Annotated in this window: 17 protein-coding genes, 1 tRNA gene and 1 pseudogene; 7 read left to right on the forward strand and 12 right to left on the reverse strand. The window is 59.6% G+C overall.

The features are described 5' to 3' along the window. Window positions 1-52: 52 nt before the first annotated feature. The 6 genes from CW360_RS11895 to CW360_RS11920 form a co-directional block, all read right to left on the reverse strand. Window positions 53-985 carry a hypothetical protein gene (locus tag CW360_RS11895; protein ID WP_101193858.1) on the reverse strand — a complete coding sequence of 311 codons (933 nt, stop codon included), beginning with the start codon at window positions 983-985 and terminating at the stop codon, window positions 53-55. 106 nt (window positions 986-1,091) lie between these two features. Beyond that, a tRNA-Arg gene (locus tag CW360_RS11900) sits at window positions 1,092-1,168 on the reverse strand. Between the two features lie 94 nt (window positions 1,169-1,262). Continuing rightward, on the reverse strand, window positions 1,263-1,820 hold the full coding sequence (locus CW360_RS11905) for a DUF1285 domain-containing protein (protein WP_093987101.1): 558 nt from the start codon (window positions 1,818-1,820) through the stop codon (window positions 1,263-1,265). Window positions 1,821-1,874: 54 nt separating this feature from the next. Beyond that, window positions 1,875-2,474 carry a DUF4823 domain-containing protein gene (locus CW360_RS11910; RefSeq protein WP_101193859.1) on the reverse strand — a complete coding sequence of 200 codons (600 nt, stop codon included), beginning with the start codon at window positions 2,472-2,474 and terminating at the stop codon, window positions 1,875-1,877. 80 nt (window positions 2,475-2,554) lie between these two features. Further along, entirely contained in the window at window positions 2,555-3,445 is an 891-nt protein-coding gene (locus tag CW360_RS11915) for a radical SAM protein (RefSeq protein ID WP_101193860.1), read from the reverse strand. A 10-nt stretch (window positions 3,446-3,455) separates the two neighbouring features. Next, a complete protein-coding gene (locus CW360_RS11920; protein ID WP_093987104.1) occupies window positions 3,456-4,094 on the reverse strand; it encodes a TetR/AcrR family transcriptional regulator in 639 nt (212 codons plus the stop codon). Window positions 4,095-4,168: 74 nt separating this feature from the next. Here CW360_RS11920 and CW360_RS11925 point away from each other — a divergent pair, with 74 nt between their 5' ends. From CW360_RS11925 to CW360_RS11940, 4 genes are all read left to right on the forward strand, one after another. Beyond that, a complete protein-coding gene (locus tag CW360_RS11925; protein WP_101193861.1) occupies window positions 4,169-5,305 on the forward strand; it encodes an aminotransferase class V-fold PLP-dependent enzyme in 1,137 nt (378 codons plus the stop codon). A 483-nt stretch (window positions 5,306-5,788) separates the two neighbouring features. Next, on the forward strand, window positions 5,789-6,880 hold the full coding sequence (locus CW360_RS11930; RefSeq protein ID WP_101193862.1) for an acyltransferase family protein: 1,092 nt from the start codon (window positions 5,789-5,791) through the stop codon (window positions 6,878-6,880). Window positions 6,881-7,166: 286 nt separating this feature from the next. Continuing rightward, on the forward strand, window positions 7,167-7,412 hold the full coding sequence (locus CW360_RS11935; protein WP_093987107.1) for a type II toxin-antitoxin system CcdA family antitoxin: 246 nt from the start codon (window positions 7,167-7,169) through the stop codon (window positions 7,410-7,412). Beyond that, window positions 7,412-7,729: a CcdB family protein gene (locus CW360_RS11940; RefSeq protein ID WP_093987108.1), complete on the forward strand. Its 318-nt coding sequence runs from the start codon at window positions 7,412-7,414 to the stop codon at window positions 7,727-7,729. Before CW360_RS11935 ends, CW360_RS11940 begins: the two co-directional genes overlap by 1 nt. Before the next feature lie 142 nt (window positions 7,730-7,871). On the opposite strand, the gene CW360_RS11945 is transcribed toward CW360_RS11940, so the two are convergent. From CW360_RS11945 to CW360_RS11965, 4 genes are all read right to left on the reverse strand, one after another. Beyond that, the gene (locus CW360_RS11945) at window positions 7,872-8,423 is read right to left on the reverse strand and encodes a hypothetical protein (RefSeq protein WP_101193863.1); all 552 of its coding nucleotides are present in this window, start codon (window positions 8,421-8,423) and stop codon (window positions 7,872-7,874) included. A 189-nt stretch (window positions 8,424-8,612) separates the two neighbouring features. Next, entirely contained in the window at window positions 8,613-8,969 is a 357-nt protein-coding gene (locus CW360_RS11950) for a ribonuclease E inhibitor RraB (RefSeq protein WP_093987110.1), read from the reverse strand. A 78-nt stretch (window positions 8,970-9,047) separates the two neighbouring features. Next, a complete protein-coding gene (locus CW360_RS11955) occupies window positions 9,048-9,758 on the reverse strand; it encodes an HNH endonuclease (protein WP_101193864.1) in 711 nt (236 codons plus the stop codon). A 578-nt stretch (window positions 9,759-10,336) separates the two neighbouring features. Continuing rightward, the gene (locus CW360_RS11965; protein ID WP_101193865.1) at window positions 10,337-11,299 is read right to left on the reverse strand and encodes an IS5 family transposase; all 963 of its coding nucleotides are present in this window, start codon (window positions 11,297-11,299) and stop codon (window positions 10,337-10,339) included. A gap of 74 nt (window positions 11,300-11,373) precedes the next feature. Here CW360_RS11965 and CW360_RS11970 point away from each other — a divergent pair. Next, a pseudogene (locus CW360_RS11970) lies at window positions 11,374-11,544 on the forward strand (transposase); the annotation flags it as partial. 342 nt (window positions 11,545-11,886) lie between these two features. Continuing rightward, entirely contained in the window at window positions 11,887-12,267 is a 381-nt protein-coding gene (locus CW360_RS17360; protein WP_425439770.1) for a DUF2345 domain-containing protein, read from the forward strand. Here the strand turns inward: CW360_RS17360 and CW360_RS16835 are convergent. Together CW360_RS16835 and CW360_RS11985 are read right to left on the reverse strand one after the other, a co-directional pair. After that, complete coding sequence (locus tag CW360_RS16835; protein WP_157825299.1) at window positions 12,160-13,461, reverse strand: hypothetical protein; 1,302 nt, start codon at window positions 13,459-13,461, stop codon at window positions 12,160-12,162. The two genes, CW360_RS17360 and CW360_RS16835, sit on opposite strands and share 108 nt — an antisense overlap. Before the next feature lie 355 nt (window positions 13,462-13,816). Next, window positions 13,817-14,368 (reverse strand): DUF6714 family protein, encoded by a 552-nt coding sequence (locus CW360_RS11985; RefSeq protein ID WP_157825301.1) that lies wholly within the window; start codon window positions 14,366-14,368, stop codon window positions 13,817-13,819. Window positions 14,369-14,533: 165 nt separating this feature from the next. On the opposite strand from CW360_RS11985, the gene CW360_RS11990 reads away from it, so the two are divergent. After that, a complete protein-coding gene (locus tag CW360_RS11990; protein ID WP_101192301.1) occupies window positions 14,534-15,577 on the forward strand; it encodes an IS110 family RNA-guided transposase in 1,044 nt (347 codons plus the stop codon). Window positions 15,578-15,684: the final 107 nt, after the last annotated feature.

Genomic DNA, 15,684 nt, shown 5'->3' on the forward strand with positions numbered 1-15,684 from the left:
CCTGGCAACAATCAGTCAGCCAAGGTGGGGGCGCCTGCCGGCAAATGCAAGCTCACTCGCCGTCGCGGCGCTTGGCTGGTTCGGCGGGCGGCTGCAGATCGCGCCAGCGCACCTCCACCGGCGAACTCAGCCAGCGCCGCAAACGTCCCAGCAAGCCCGGCGCAGGCAGCGGGTCAGGCGCGACATCCGGTAGCGGCGGCGCGCTGGCGGCAGTCTCCGCCTCGGCAGTCCCGACGGGCTCCGCTACCGGGCTGTCCGCATGCTCTGCCGAGCCACCCTCCACCTCGATCGACTCGATCGGCATAGGCAGCTCCGAGAGGCTCAGGCCCGCCTCGATATGCGCCAGGTTGGCGGCCAGTGCCTGGTCGAGCACCTGGTAGAACTGTGTCTGGCTTTCCGCGCAATGCGGGTTGCCGAGCATCAGTGCCAGGTCACCACGCATATCCTGGATATGCGCGACCAACGCCCGGCAGATGCCCTGCTCCTTTTCCTCGACACGCGCCAGGCGCTGCGCGATGGCCTCGCGCGGCAGCTCGAACTGCAACGCAGGCAGGTTTTCACCGCGCTGCTCCAGCAGCACGCGCATGGCGATATTGGTCCGTGCAAAGCGATTGAAGCCGTTGACCCGCGGATGGATCAGCTCAAGATCGCTGAGGCTGGCCCGCGCATCATCGACCAGCTGCAAGGCCATAGTGCTGATTTGCGCCAGGCTGTCGCGCACCTTGCCATCCAGCTGCTCAATCGCCTGGCGCAGTTCAGCACTGGACAGATCGGCCACCCGCTGGCGGATCACCTCGAACGCACGCAGGTCGGAATCGCTCGGCGCAGCGCCCGCGGCACCGCCTAACTGCAGCACGCTAGTCAACGCCACGCGCAGTTGTTGCAGGGTCTCGGTAAGGCGCAGCAGGCCAAGCAGCACCGCACGCTTCTTCTCCAGCAGGGCCACCTGCTGACTGAAGGCCAGAGAACTGTCCACGGTATCCAAGGTCCCTCTCCACGGGTGTACACGCAAGCAGCCGGGCTGCACGAGGCAAGATCGCAGGAAGCGCCAGGCACTGCAACTGCCGGGACGGGACGCTGACGCACAGCGATGGCGTCCCGGAGAGGGATCGAACCTCCAACCTTCCCCTTAGGAGGGGGACGCTCTATCCAATTGAGCTACCGGGACATCAGACGGCCGGCGAACGCCGACCGGGCGGCATGTTAGCGGCAGCGCCGCGCTTTGTCATGCCCCGAGGCCCCACCAAAAGCTCGCAGACCGCTCAGGGACGGCCCAGCGCAAAGAACTGCCCGGCGCTCCACACACCGAACCACACCTCGCCATCCAGTTCCTGCGGCTCGCTCAAGTCGACCATCTGGTAGAACACGTTACGGTGCACCAAGCCATCCAGATTGCTGCGCACCCGCACGTAGGGCGCCGGCTCGCCGGTGTGCGGATGCTCGCTGACCCGCAGCGGGTGCTCGGCATCCAGCAGCAGCTCGTCATCAACCTGGGTGAACAGGCGCAGACACTGCGTCTGGCCCTGCCCCTCGACCTCCATGCGGGTGATTACGAAGGGCGCATCGTCGACGCGAATACCCACCTTCTCCACCGGTGTGACCAGGAAATACTGCTCGCCATCGCGGCGGATGATGGTCGAGAACAGACGCACCATGGCCGGCCGGGTGATCGGCGTGCCCATGTAGTACCAGGTGCCGTCGCGGGCGATGCGCATGTCGATATCGCCGCAGAAATCCGGATTCCACAGGTGCACCGGCGGCAGGCCCTGGCTCTTGGGGATCTGTGCCAGCAGGTCGCCGGCCTTGTCGGATACAGTCATCAAAGGTTCCTTGCGCCGCCCGCGCCGCACAAGGCCCGCAACAGCAGCGTATGGTTAATGGCTCAGGCCTATCAGGCGCTGGGCATATTCTCGCAGCGGCGGGCCGATCAGGTCCTGCGGCTTTTTGTCATAGAACGTCAGAAAGCCGCCGCGCTGGCGAATCCGTGCGTAATCCAGCAGGTAACGGGTATTGGTTTCCAGCAGCATCAGCTGGATCACCCCCTTGTCCACACCCAGCCGATCCAGCGCCTCCTGGTCTGCCCATTCATCATAGGTGCCAATGCGGTCATCGGCACTGGCAAAGCGCAGGTACAGCAGGTAATGCGCGCCCTGCCCGCGCGCCGCCTGCATGGCCTCCTCCAGGCCCTGCGGGGCCGGGGCACGGCGCACCATGGGGAAATACTCGACAAACCCTGCAAAGGCCTGCTCGGCCACCACGTTGGCCGGCGTGGCATGGCCGGGCGGCACGAAATGCCCCTGGGCAATGTAGATCAGCGAGTCCGCCTGCAAGCGCCAGGTGCTGTTGCGCTGGATATGCGCATGGTCGAGCACACCGGCATCGCGCAGCTGGTAGAGCGTGCCGTCGGCCATATCGCTGACCTTCATACAGCCCGTCAGGCCGAGCAGCACCAGCAGCATGAGCAGTCGTTGCATGGGTTATCTCCACAGGCAATGCCGGGAATCCGGCGCATGCTTCACTCAAGCAGGAATCACGCCAAGCAGCCGGCCTGCGTTCACAGACCGCGCTGCCACTCCTGACGCAAACGTACCGCCTGCGGTTGCTCGATGGCCTGGCGCACCTGGGCGAGCAGGCGCGCCTTATCGGCACCGAGGGTGCCCTTGAGCACCAGATAGTTGGAGGCATGGTCACTGCGAAACACCGTGTCGCGCAGCTCCAGGCGCTGCAACAGGCGCTCCACTTCGAGGAACAGGCCGTGCTGGTCGAGCGGCTGGTAATCGGCAAACCCGGCGCGGAAGCGCGTCTCACCCATCGGGAAGCTGACCACCAGCGTCGACAGATACTCCGGCTGGCTATCGTTCATCAACTGCGCGGATTGCTCGGCATGCTGCACCGACAGGCTGCGCCCACCCAGGCCGTTGAGGATCATCACCGAGCGGGTAATCCCCGCCTGGCCCAGCTTGTCCAGCGCGCTGAGGGTCGAGGCATAGGTCTCACCCTTGTTGACCCGCGCCAGCACCTCGTCATCGCCCGACTCGGCACCCACATAGGCCATCTTCAGGCCGGCATCGGCCAGCTCGCGCAGCTCCTCCACCGACTTCTTGCGCAGGTTGCGCGGCAGGCAGTAGCTGGACACCCGTTCGACGGTCGGCATGTGCTCGGCAATCGCCTGCAGAATGCTCAGCAGGCGGCGGGTCGGCAGCACCAGCGCATCGCCATCGGCAAGAAACACCCGCTGCACGATCAGTTGCTCGCCACAGCGGCGGATTTCCTCGAGCACCTGCTGCTCGTCACGCGCGCGGAATTTCTTCTGCGGCGCCGTATACATCTCGCAAAAGCCGCAGTGGTTCCACGAACAGCCATTGGTCACCGGCAGGATCAGCGAATGCGCCTCGCTGGGCGGGCGGAACACTGGCTCGACATAGTCGATGGGAAAGGCCTGCATGGACGACTCCTCAGGCGTGGCCGGCTTCGCCGTCGCGCTTGCGCTTGTTGCCCATGCGCACGCCGATATCCATAAGGAACTGGAAGAAGCCCTCCTGATCCTCCAGCACACTGCTCCAGAACGGCGAGTGATACAGCGCCACCGCGCCATGCACCAGCGCCCAGGCCGCGCAATAGTGGAAATACGGCGGCACGTCCTCCAGCTTGCCATCGGCGATCCGCGCCTTGATTAACTGGGTCAGGCGCTCGAAATTGGACGCACGGATGCTGTGCAACTGCTCGACCATCTCCGGCACCTGATTGCCCTTGACCACCTTCTCTTCCAGGCGGTCGAACAAACGGTAGCGCTGCGGGTCGCGCATGCGGAATTCGAAATAGGCGCGCGACAGCGCCTCCTTGTCCTTGTCGACGCTTTCCGAGTGCAGCAGCTCATTGAGATCGCGCTCGTAGTCGAGCATCAGGCGCAGGTAAATCTCCGCCTTCGACTTGAAATGCTTATAGATGGTGCCCTTACCGATACCTACCGCATCGGCAATCATCTCCACGGTGACACTGTCCTCTCCCTGTTCGAGAAACAGCTTCAGCGCGGTATCGAGGATTTCCTGCTCGCGGCGGCGAAATTCGCGGACCTTACGGGGTTCTTTCTGCATAAAGGGACTGCGTGGTCAGAATCGAGGCGGGCTATTATGCCTGTCCAGCCGCAAATTGCACGGATCAATCCGCCATGTTGAGCTTCCCCGACGAGTTTCCCCAGGCCCCTGGGCTGCGCTACCTCAACCACGCCGCCGTCGCCCCCTGGCCGGCACGCAGCCGCGACGCCCTGCAACGCTTCGCCGCGGAAAACTGCCAGCTCGGCGCCCGCGACTACCCACGCTGGATGGGCATCGAACTGCGCCTGCGCCAGCGCCTGCAACGCCTGCTCAACGCCCCCTCGGTGGAGGACATCGGCCTGCTCAAGAACACCTCCGAAGCGCTCTCGGTGGTGGCCTTCGGTATCGACTGGCGGCCCGGCGACGAAGTGCTGATCAGCGACCAGGAGTTCCCCTCCAACCGCATCGTCTGGGAAGCCCTGGCGCCGCGTGGCGTGCAGGTGCGCGTAGTGAGCCTGGACGGCAGCGACCCGGAACAAGACCTGCTCGACGCCTGCGGTCCACGTACCCGCTTGCTGTCGATCAGCGCCGTGCAATATGCCAGCGGCCTGCGCCTCGACCTGCCGCGCCTTGGCCAGGGCCTGCGCCAGCGTGGCGTACTGTATTGCATCGATGCCATCCAGCACCTAGGCGCGCTGCCCTTCGACGTGCAGGCCTATGACTGCGACTTCGCCATGGCCGACGGCCACAAATGGCTACTCGGCCCGGAAGGCCTGGCGGTGTTATACTGCCGCGCCGAGCGCCGCGAACAGTTGCAACTGCAGCAGTTCGGCTGGCACATGGTCGAGCAGCTCGGCGACTACCAGCGCCAGGACTGGCAACCGGCGCACAGCGCGCGGCGCTTTGAATGCGGCAGCCCGAACATGCTCGGCGCCGTTACCCTGGAAGCCAGCCTGAGCCTGCTGGAAGAGATCGGCATGGCGCAGGTCGCCACGCAACTTGAACAGCGCATGGACTACCTGCAACAGGGCCTGCAAGCCATCCCCGGCCTGCACCTGCACTCCCCGCTGCACGCCGAGCGGCGCGCCGGCATCCTCAATTTCACCCTGCTGGGCTGGGACAACGCCACACTGTTCGAGCAACTGCGCCAGCAGCAGGTGGTCTGTGCGCAACGCGGGGCGGGTATCCGCCTGTCGCCGCACTTCTACACCCCCGTCGAAGTACTCGACGACACCCTCGCCCTGCTCCGCCAGTGGGCCAGCCGGGGCTGACAGTTCTTAACAAGGCCACCGGTATCGCCAATCCATTTAAGAAAAAGCGGCCTGTGGCTGGACGTGTGCCGATACCCGGCAATACTCAAGGTACTGACGTGCGGCACACCTCCCCCGCGTGCCCCGCCAGTCGGGGGTACCTTGGATCGGGTACCTGCGTTTTTACTCTTAATGGTCTTGACCCGGCTCCGCCCCCAGAGCCGGGTTTTTTTTGCCCGTTTGGCGGAGCGCCCCAGCGCAGACGATTGCCCCACCTCCTACCAAAGCCCAGGCAGCGCGCTACCAGCTCACGGCCAGATCAGCAGATATCACCGCACTGACGACAGTGTCGGAAAACGCAACACCCAGTCTCGGTATACTCGCCTCGGCCAAACAATCTACAGCGCAGCGGTTCGCTTTTCCTAAGCACCTGCCCGCTGTCGGGCAAAGCGTACGCAGTGGCCTAAGCCAGTAAAAACAACAAGAACGGACTCCCACACCTTCATGAATGACAAGGCCTATTTCAAATCGCTCGACGGCCTGCGCGGACTTGCAGCCATTGCGGTAGCGCTCTTTCACTGGCTGTTAAGCTTCTCCGGCTACCTCGCCGTTGATTTCTTCCTGGTCTTGAGCGGTTTTATTCTGGCTCACCGTTACCTGTACACAGACAGGCCGGTCAGCACCTGGAAGTTCAGTGTTTCGCGTATTGCCAGACTGTATCCGATGCACCTGTTCGGCCTGTTCAGTTATCTCATCGTCTACACAATGATCGTCAACGATATTCCCAGATACCGCGACGGCACGTTCTTTACCTTTTTGCAGCAACTGACACTGACCCACAACATCGGGCTTAATCGCCAGTCATTGACATGGAATGCCCCTAGCTGGTCCATATCGGTAGAGTTCTGGCTGAATATCGTTTTTTTCTGCTTCATACGACGCCACACCAGCAGCCTGGTATTGCTGTTGATGAGCGTGACCGGCCTGACGGTCATCCACAACCTCAGCGGAACTCTGGATACCACCCACCAGAATTACTTCCAGGTAGTGAACTCCGGACTGCTGCGCGGATGGTCTGCCTTTGTACTGGGCATCCTGGCTTACCGGGCATGGCGCCTGCTGCGTGGCATCAGTTGGCCGCCCATACTGGCGCTCGGCGTTGAAGGTTTATTGTGTGTGCTGCTCTGGGTGATCTTTTTCAAGCTGAACGGCAACTGGCGATCGGCAGAGATATTTGCTCCGTTCGCCTTCGCGGCAATCGTTGTTGTATTTGCTCTGGAACAGGGTTTGCTTGCCTGGCTGCTGCGCAAACTGCAGTGGTTGGGCACGATCTCATACTCGATTTACCTGAACCACCTGGTGCTCATTATGCTGATCGACAGCATCATGGGGCACCTGGGATACAGTCGTCAGCTCCTGACCCTGCTGTACCTGCCGCTGCTGCTGGCGTATTCGAGCATGACCTATCGCTGGGTCGAGGTCCCCGGAAAGCAACTGATCAGACACCTGGGAAAGCGCATGGAGCAACTAGCCAGCAGCGCTAGCCATTTGCCAGAGAAGCCCAATACCGCACTGTCATCAGCCGCTGATAAATAAGCACCAGGCAGATAAGCAAGCCCTGTCCTGGCACAGGGCCAATAACAATCATGATCCGCGTGGTCGATTGAACGCTTGGCCCCCGCTGCGCGAACTACAGATTGGCCAGGGCGGAAAAGCCCACAACGGGCCGGATAGTCGAATGCAACCGTGCTGACGACAGGTGCAAAAGCAATGCTTTGCTCACTACTTGTGGGGAGAGTCCATATGCATTGTCCGATGCGCCTTTGACCGCAAACCTGAATGCGCATAGCATGTGCGCATAAACACTCAGGAGGGAATGTCCATGCTCGCCATCTACAATCCCCATGCTCCAAAACGGGCCGCCAACCTCAGCATTAACGGTGACCTACTCAGTAAAGCCAAGGATTTGAACATTAACCTCTCCGCGACATTGGAGCAGGCTCTGGCCGAAGCCCTGAAGAAAAAACAGCGCGAGCAGTGGCTGACAGAGAATCGCAACGCCATCAATGCCTACAACGAACATGTGGAAGCTCACGGCGTGTTCAGCGACGACCTGCGGAGCTTCTGATGCCTCAGTTCGCCGTACACAAGAACACCAACGCTGCCACCAAGGCTGCCGTACCCTTTCTGCTTGACGTACAAAGCGACCTGATTGCCGAGCTCGGCACACGGGTTGTCGTGCCTCTCTACACGGCTACCGCCATGCAAGGGAAAACGCTCAGTACACTCACACCAACGTTTGAGATTGATGGCAAACAGTACGTGATGGTGACTCCTCAACTGGCCGGTATCGCCAAGAAGCAACTCGGTACTCAAGTTGCCGACCTCTCAGCACAACGCAATGAAATAATTGCTGCTATTGATTTGCTTATCACCGGTATCTAATCGGTGCTTCTAACGCCGCCAGCACGCGCTGGCTTTATAGTGAAGGCGCCGCCGCAGCGGAAAAGCCTTCGCTGTGCCCGTAATAGGAAGCAGACCACGTTTACGCTCTACTTAAATCGTGGCCCATCCCCTATTACGCGACTCAAACCATGACGGGATAGCCAATCTCTGCTGCCTCTGCGTAGACGGTTGCTAATTCTGCCTCTGGATTAAGCGCAAGAATGATGGAGTCAGTGAGTGGCTTGTGAGAAAAGATCGCCGCCGTGGCTTCCGCTGAAACAGCACACTCATAGTAGCTCTCGGCCCAGGCAATGTAACCCGATGGCCCCGAGAAAAGTAAAGCCAGCATCTCGCTAGCGCCATCGTCTTCAGGGCCGCCGATCACCTTACTCCAGCTATGTTCATTTACTCCTCGCCAGTAACAGAACGTCGCGTGCTGCATTGAGAAAGCAGGCTCGTTCAGGAAAGATGAGAAAGAGCCTGGAACTTGACTTTGAATGTGCTCTGGCAATGTGGAGCCCTGCGCCAGTTCGTGTGCAAAGCCTTTGATTGCCGCCCCTGCACCATCGAATAGCAAGAACCAGTCATCACCGCATCCATTACGCATAGATGCCATTTCTTCGTTGTCGCCCCATTGGCTGTCGAAGCTGTAGTACCGATATTCCCATTCAGGACACAGGATTGCATCAAGCATCGCAAGGGCCTGTGTAATGCTACGCAAGTGCGAAATTGACGGCAGATGATCTGGTGACATATGAAATGACCTAACTTCTGACATGAGCCACAGCCTCTGAGGCCCCCCCCCCGATGGAATGGCTAGGCATCTGAGCTTCGCCAGCAATAATGCACTCAAAGAAGTCAACCTGAGAGAACTGCTGCAGGCTCACTCAACAACTTCTGCACCCCAGCCGTCATAGCTTGCCGCAAATTGCTCGGCCAACGCTTCAAACTTGAGCGAAACTTCGTTGAGTGCTCGAAGCTCCAGCACCATGACCCGCTTGGCAACAACCTGGAAAGATGAATTCTCTTCGCCCAGTTCATATAGCTGCACCTCGTAGTCAAGCGCGCACAGTGCATTGACGATCGCGTGAGCACTCGCCTGATCTTCAACCTCAAACACAAACTCGGGTTCGTGTGGCTTTCGCAGATCACTGCCTGCCTTGGCCATTTCAAGCAAGACCTGTGCATCCGGATCATCGTTATCCTGTAACGTGGCGAGTAACGCTGTTGGTGTTGGCATTGTGACACCTAACGCCCGGCTCACGCGCCGGTTTGGAGCTGCGAAGCAGCGGAAAACCGGTCGCCGTGCAGCCGATTGTTAAGAGCGCTTTTCATCTATGATGTCCATTACCGGTCTATTCCCGCGCTGGGAATTACAGTGCAGACAGGCAGTAACAAGATTATCAAGCGAGTTATCCCCACCTTTTGAAACTGGCTGCACGTGATCTAGTGTCGCAGTGAACCTGGTCAGTTGCTTGGAGCAATAACGGCACTTGTAGTCATCGCGTTCGAAGACTTTCAGACGATTTTCTCTGACATTGTAAAAATCGAGCTCTTTCTTCAAGTCTCTTTCTGTTTTTGGAGCCTCTTTCGCAGCAGCTTTCTTTGCTTCTTGGCAGAGCTCAATTTCTTCGGGGAGGTGGACTTTATACAGGGTTCCTTCTCTGGTGGTGTCACCTGCCTTTGATATTGCCCCTTTCTCTTCAAGTCCATTTAGCGCTTTCTGCACCGCGCCATAGCTCAACTCATCAGATTGGCCGCTCGATGACGTAATAACACCCGAAGTCATCCCGCGAACGCTAGCTCTCGTGTACTGGGTGCCTTCGCCCAATACAGATTTTCTGAACAGATGCCAGTAGACAGCAGCTTCGTATGGATACAGTGCGGGCTGCAAATAATCAATAACGGAGCAGACAATTTCAGGCAGCTCTAGGAACTCAAAATTTTCCGCGAATGCTTGATCGTCTTCGGAGGCCGTTTCTGCCTCTAGCTCATCAAGTAACGCCCTTATTTCTTCAATCTTGCTCACATGCTCTCCTGAGCTCTTAACGCCCAAGTTCAGGGGCGCCCGCTTGGCGTGGCCGAAGCGATCGTACGCATTGGCGTCCCCTGCAACGCCCAGTTAGGCTGGGGCGCGTAGGCACTGTGTTGCAGTTGCATATTGAATCTAGGCTTAGCTTGAGCGACGGGCGGTTGTCCACCTATCTGTGTGATGGTTAGCGATGCCGACTAGCGCAAGAAAATCCATGCGGCGACCACTGCTACTGCAAGCATATGCAATGCCATGCCCGCTTGATTCTGGCGATGAAGGCTAGGCGTTGAGGCCACATGCTTCATGCATGTTGTGTAGTCTCCGCCGACTTCCTTGGCAGCGGCAGAGACTGCTTTGTACCGAAGGTACGTGCCCCACCCCAGCAGTGATAAAGCGATAGTGGCGATGAGTATTGCGATGTGCATATCGATCGACGCGTTAAGCCTAAGGAAGGTCTGCATAAATGAGCGCTGACCGTGGTTGGGTGCACTGACATGACCAGATTGGCGGTTGAGCGCTCTCCCGGCAGGTGTTTTGGGCGCGTTTCGCGCCCATTTCCCATGCGCTGGACGCACTCATGCCAAGCTCCCCGTCAAACGCTTGCGCACCATCCACAGATTGGCCAGCGCAAACAGCGTGTGCAACTGCGCCGTGTTCTTGGCCAGGCCGCGGTAGCGCACCTTCACATGCCCGAACTGGCGCTTGATGACACGGAACGGATGCTCCACCTTGGCGCGGATGCTGGCCTTGATGCGCTCGACCTGATCGGTCAGCGCGTCCATGGGGTCGGCCTTGTCCAGCAGCTTGCGCTTGCCCGGTCGCATGGCCACATGCCACGTCACATCTTCTTTGGCGTCGGGCCGCTTGTGTGCGCCTTGGTAGCCAGCATCAGCGAAGACATCCGTCTCTTGCCCGTGCAGCAAGCTGTTGGCTTCGACCACATCGTTGACGTTGCCCGATGTGCCGCGCACGGTGTGCACCAGCCCCGAGTCGGCGTCCACGCCGATGTGCGCCTTCATGCCAAAGAACCACTGCTGACCCTTCTTGCTTTGGTGCATCTCCGGGTCGCGCTCGCCGCTGGCGTTCTTGGTCGAGCTCGGCGCCGAGATCAGCGTGGCATCGACCACCGTGCCACTGCGCAGCATCAGGCCCTTGGCACCGAGCAGCAGGTTGACCGTAGCCAAGATCCGCTCGGCCAGCTTGTTCTTCTCCAGCACATGACGAAAGCGCAAGATCGTGCTCTCGTCAGGCAGGCGATCATCCCAGCCACCCAGGCCGGCGAAGTCGCGGAACAGCGGCATGTCGTGCAGCGCTTCTTCCATGGCCGGGTCGCTCAGCGTGAACCACTGCTGCATGAAGTGGATGCGCAGCAGGGACTCCACCGGGAACGGCGGGCGGCCGCGTTTGCCTTCGGGCATGAACGGTGCGATCTGCGCCACCAGGGCGGACCACGGCACCACCCGGTCCATCTCGTCGAGGAACTCGCGACGGCGCGTGCACTTCGTCGATGTTCCCAATCCAAGGCTGCTCTGCTTCATGGGCTCAATGGTCTCAGGCAATCAGGCCGGCGCCAAGCACATGTCCGGGCGGTTTATGCAGACCTTCCTTACCGGACAACCTATCCAATGCCTTCGTCGAAGCCATGAACGGCCTGTTGCAGCAGGCCAAACGCGCCGCACGAGGCTTCCGAACGGCAGGCAACTTCATCGCCGTCGCATACCTTCGCATGTCCAAGCTGGCCCATCTGCCTGATCACCCCTTCAACCCGGCATCAGCGAAATGAGGCAGGGGCGTTCCACACAAAACGGCATAGAGCCATCCCAAAGATCTGGTGGACTGGGCCCGATCGCATGCGCATCTGTCTGGCGCTACGGTGCAAGAGCGGCAGCTCAATCGATTGCGCTGCGAAGCTGGCCAACCTTGCTTGAAGGATGGGAAGTGGGAAACCCCTGCGCAAGCCAATAGTCGGCGTCGTTTCAAGCAAGGCGAGATCATGCCGTCGCTGGATACGGATTACGGGCAGACCATCTGGCATTGGGTGGAAGCGTAAGCCAAGCTACTACACGCGGTTACCGACAGCGGCCAGACCACGAGCCTCTACACCCACTTTGGCGGCATCAAGGCCATCACCGCCAACGCGGCCCTGAGCGTGCGCGCCCACACCGACGCGCAGCAGATCTGGTCAGAGCAAGAGCTGACGGTGCAAAGCACCACCGACGAAGTGCGCATCCAGGCAAGCAAGAGCATCACGCTGACGGCCGGGCAGAGCCAGATCGTCATCGAGGGCGGGAACATCACCTTCACCTGCCCGGGGACGTGGACGGTGAAGGGGCGGGGCATGATCGGTCGGGGTGGGGGGAGTGGAGAGGTGTCTTTGCTCAGTGCGTACGCCGTTTCATTAACAGTAATCAACGATCGCCCGCACAAAGCTCTCATCGCCACTTTCCGGCAAGCAGGCGATCAAGGGTGTGTCTCCCGCTACAGTCGGAGCGCCCAGCCTCAGTAGACTGCCGGTGCGCAGTCCTTGCCAGGGGTGTGTCAGCACCAGCCAGCGTTCAGACTCGTAACGCAGCGTCAGCAGCAGAGCCTTATGGCCATCTGGCATCAAGGCGCGGCACAAATCGACATAGCCATCGCCGGGCAGGGGCGGGCAAACATTGGCCAATCCTTCGAATTTGTAGGTGGTTCCACCCTTTGCCGCTTCGGCGCGCAAGCGTTTCAGTAGCGATGCCGGCAGCACTGTGCAACGGTTGCCCTCAGCGGGAAGCAGCAGCGTCCCGAGAGCAACCGGCTCGTCCCACAGGGCTTGCTGGCTTTCATGGCGGGGTTCCGCCAGCGGATGGCCATCCGGTGATGCATACCCCCATAGCCCGTCTTTTTCAAAAAACCACCTTCCGTCACCATTCCCCGGGTGCAGCCAATGGTCATGGTGCATGAGCCGTCGACCATCCAGCGACAACACGTCACACCCGCCTTCCCGCCGGTTGCCGATCCAGCGATCAACATCCAGGGTGAGGCCCTCATAAACGGGTGGAATCACCTGTTGACCTGTGTGAACGTCGCTCACCGCCCAGGCAACCTTGCCTGCATCGTCGCGCACCAGATAACGAACCAGATGCGGGTGCTCCCAGACCACCTTGGGGGCGTGCGCAATTGGCGGCACCCGCTCCCGGAATTCAAGATCCATCAGACCAAAACCTGTCCGCATATCAGCATCTTCTTCATGCGGGAGCCATTTCAGCAACACCTGTCCGTCAGCGTATGGAAACGCTTCCACCTGCACCGAATAATCCGCAGACAAACGTTGTGGCGCGCGTTCACCATCGGGGAGACGCAGCAGATAAATCTCGGCCATCGGCGGTTGCGCGTCGTCATCCCGGCGCTCCAGCGCCAATACCAGTTTTTCAGGATCATGCTCATCCGCCCATACAACCCAGATCAGGCCGTGCGGTCCGAGATCCTGCCAGGGCGTAAGCTGAACGTCGCCATCGTCACGCCAGATAGACCATAGGCGGTCGTCCCCGTCGCGTCCCCAACAGGTCAGTCCGTATTGTTCATTGATGGATTGCCCGATGTTGAAGAAAATATCTCGCAAGCGGGCAGCCTGCGTGCTTTCGGGAGATTGATCGTCGATTTTTGTCATATCAGTCAGCGCGGAAATACCTGTGTTTTTCATGATGCTAAAAAGGGGGCGGGTCAAATCGAAAACCCGATTTAGAAATTAAAAAAAAACCGTTCACTAAACAAGGCCTGATTAGAAACCTGCCTCAGCGAGGCTCGCCCCATGAGCTTGTACCCCACTAACCTGGAGTCCTCTTACAGTGGGGTGAGCACCATGGCCTTCAACCAGATTCAGTTCCAGCACGGCATTTCGATTCCTGAGTTCCTTCGCTGTCCAGAGGTGCGTCCAGCCGCCTTTTTGCTCATATCAGTGCCCCCAATCATGGTCAGTGCTCATTTGTGCAGACCTTCCCTAACGTTTGACATGAGCTGCGGCTTGCAGGCGGCGAAGCCGGCTGGAAGACGTCCGCTCGATGGAACGGTTAGGCTGAGAGCTACTTCACCCAGTAGTTTTCCAGCGCTCTTCGTATGTGCTCATGGTCGTACTCGAACTCCTCTGCTTGCAGGGCGAACTCTAAGTATTTTCGAACTACCGTTCTCTGTTTCTCCGTGAGGAGAGTGCATTGAACTTCAATGAGTGTTGATTGAACTAGGTTATATATGAGGTCGAACTCGTAGAGCGCTTGCATATCAGCAACCAGGAATGCCGGAAGGTGAAATCGCATCCCTTCCGCATCGAAGAAGGACAGGCTGCTGCTGTATCTGTTCAGCTTTTCGATTGGAATTGACCTCCAATCCAACTTCTCGTCCTTCGCCCTGTACTCAGCTAGCTTCTGCTCGCTCGCATAGTCGTCTAGCCCGTTGGCCTCCAGAAGGCCAACGCCAGACCCAAGTTTTACTCCTGCAAAGGCTTCGTATGTTTCCGCCACGAGTGTCTCAAGAGCCTCCCCGCGCTTCGCGAGCTCCATTTGCTCAGCCAAGACAGAAGGATCAAAGCCGCGAGACCGCATTTCGTCGACATCTTTGAGGGTCGGATACTTTCTCACGCGTCTTCTCGCAGCCTAACGTTTGAAATGAGGGGCGGCCGGAGCCGCAGGCGGAGGGAATTTGAAGCGCAGCTTCAAACCGTCCCTCTCGATTGCTGTAATGGACTCCCCCCACACCACCCTTCTATACCAAGCATCGTGGTGGCTGAAACTGGGAGAGTCGGTATGAAACGCATTGCAGTTGATCTGGCCAAATCCGTTTACCAAGTTGCCGAGAGTTTCCGTTCCGGCCAGGTGGTGCAGCGCAAGCGGCTGAACCGAGAGGCGTTCCGGCGATATATACAGGAGCAGGCCGAACCGGTCGAGTGGGTGATGGAGGCCTGTGGCACGGCCCACTATTGGGGACGTGTAGCGCAAGCCCTGGGGCATCAGGTGAGGCTACTGCATCCGCGCTACGTGCGGCCCTATCGCCGCCGCAACAAGACCGACCGCAATGACTGCGACGCCATGCTCGAAGCAGCACGCTGCACCGATATTCATCCCGTGCCGGTGAAAAACCACGGCCAGCAACAGCTGCAACAGTTGCACGGGCTGCGGGAAACCTGGAAGAAAAGCCGCACCCAGCGGATCAACCTGCTGCGCGGTCTATTGCGTGAAGCCGGTATCGAGGCCCCCGCCTCGACCGCCGCCTTCATCCGCGCCGCCAGCGAGCTGGTTGACCAGCCCGAGCTCGCGCCCCTGAGCCGTCTGCTGCATATCGTCCTGGCCGAAATCAACCTGTATGAGCAGTGCATGGCCGAGTGCGAGCAGCAGCTCAAACGCTGGCATGCCGACGATGACATCGTACGCAAGCTGGATGAGGTCAGCGGCATTGGGCTGCTGACCGCCAGCGCCCTGACAGCCGCCGTTGGCAGGCCCGAGCGCTTTGCCAGTGGTCGCCAGCTCAGTGCCTGGCTGGGCATGACCCCGCGCGAGTTCAGCAGTGGCGAGCGCCGTAAGCTCGGCCACATCAGCCGACAGGGCAACGTCTATGTGCGTACCCTGCTAATCCATGGCTCACGGGCAGCCTTGCTGGCTGCACAACGCTGTCAGGCACGTACCCCGGAAAAGCTGACGCAGCTGCAACGCTGGGCCGTGGCAACGGCGGCGCGCATCGGCCACAACAAGGCTGCGGTAGCCCTGGCCAACAAACTGGTGCGGATCTGCTGGGCCGTGTGGTGCCATGAGCGGCGCTTCAATGGCAATTGGCAAAGCACAAAGCCCGCCTGACGGCGGGGGGTAATCAGAACGGCAAGATGGTTTTCTGGTGGTTGTGGTGAACAGCAGCACTGTCGGAACAGGCGAGTCCTGCAGCGGAATAAGGCCGATAACAATCA

It is taken from the genome of Pseudomonas fluvialis (assembly GCF_002835605.1).
GTDB lineage: Bacteria > Pseudomonadota > Gammaproteobacteria > Pseudomonadales > Pseudomonadaceae > Aquipseudomonas > Aquipseudomonas fluvialis.

Excerpts from the sequence above, each read along its gene's own strand:
- CW360_RS11940 (WP_093987108.1), top strand. The coding sequence starts at position 7,412 with ATGCCTCAGTTCGCCGTACACAAGAACACCAACGCTGCCACCAAGGCT.
- CW360_RS11905 (WP_093987101.1), bottom strand. The coding sequence starts at position 1,820 with ATGACTGTATCCGACAAGGCCGGCGACCTGCTGGCACAGATCCCCAAG.
- CW360_RS11920 (WP_093987104.1), bottom strand. The coding sequence starts at position 4,094 with ATGCAGAAAGAACCCCGTAAGGTCCGCGAATTTCGCCGCCGCGAGCAG.
- CW360_RS11915 (WP_101193860.1), bottom strand. The coding sequence starts at position 3,445 with ATGCAGGCCTTTCCCATCGACTATGTCGAGCCAGTGTTCCGCCCGCCC.
- CW360_RS11965 (WP_101193865.1), bottom strand. The coding sequence starts at position 11,299 with ATGAAGCAGAGCAGCCTTGGATTGGGAACATCGACGAAGTGCACGCGC.
- CW360_RS11910 (WP_101193859.1), bottom strand. The coding sequence starts at position 2,474 with ATGCAACGACTGCTCATGCTGCTGGTGCTGCTCGGCCTGACGGGCTGT.
- CW360_RS11950 (WP_093987110.1), bottom strand. The coding sequence starts at position 8,969 with ATGCCAACACCAACAGCGTTACTCGCCACGTTACAGGATAACGATGAT.
- CW360_RS11935 (WP_093987107.1), top strand. The coding sequence starts at position 7,167 with ATGCTCGCCATCTACAATCCCCATGCTCCAAAACGGGCCGCCAACCTC.
- CW360_RS11945 (WP_101193863.1), bottom strand. The coding sequence starts at position 8,423 with ATGCTTGATGCAATCCTGTGTCCTGAATGGGAATATCGGTACTACAGC.
- CW360_RS11930 (WP_101193862.1), top strand. The coding sequence starts at position 5,789 with ATGAATGACAAGGCCTATTTCAAATCGCTCGACGGCCTGCGCGGACTT.
- CW360_RS11925 (WP_101193861.1), top strand. The coding sequence starts at position 4,169 with ATGTTGAGCTTCCCCGACGAGTTTCCCCAGGCCCCTGGGCTGCGCTAC.
- CW360_RS11990 (WP_101192301.1), top strand. The coding sequence starts at position 14,534 with ATGAAACGCATTGCAGTTGATCTGGCCAAATCCGTTTACCAAGTTGCC.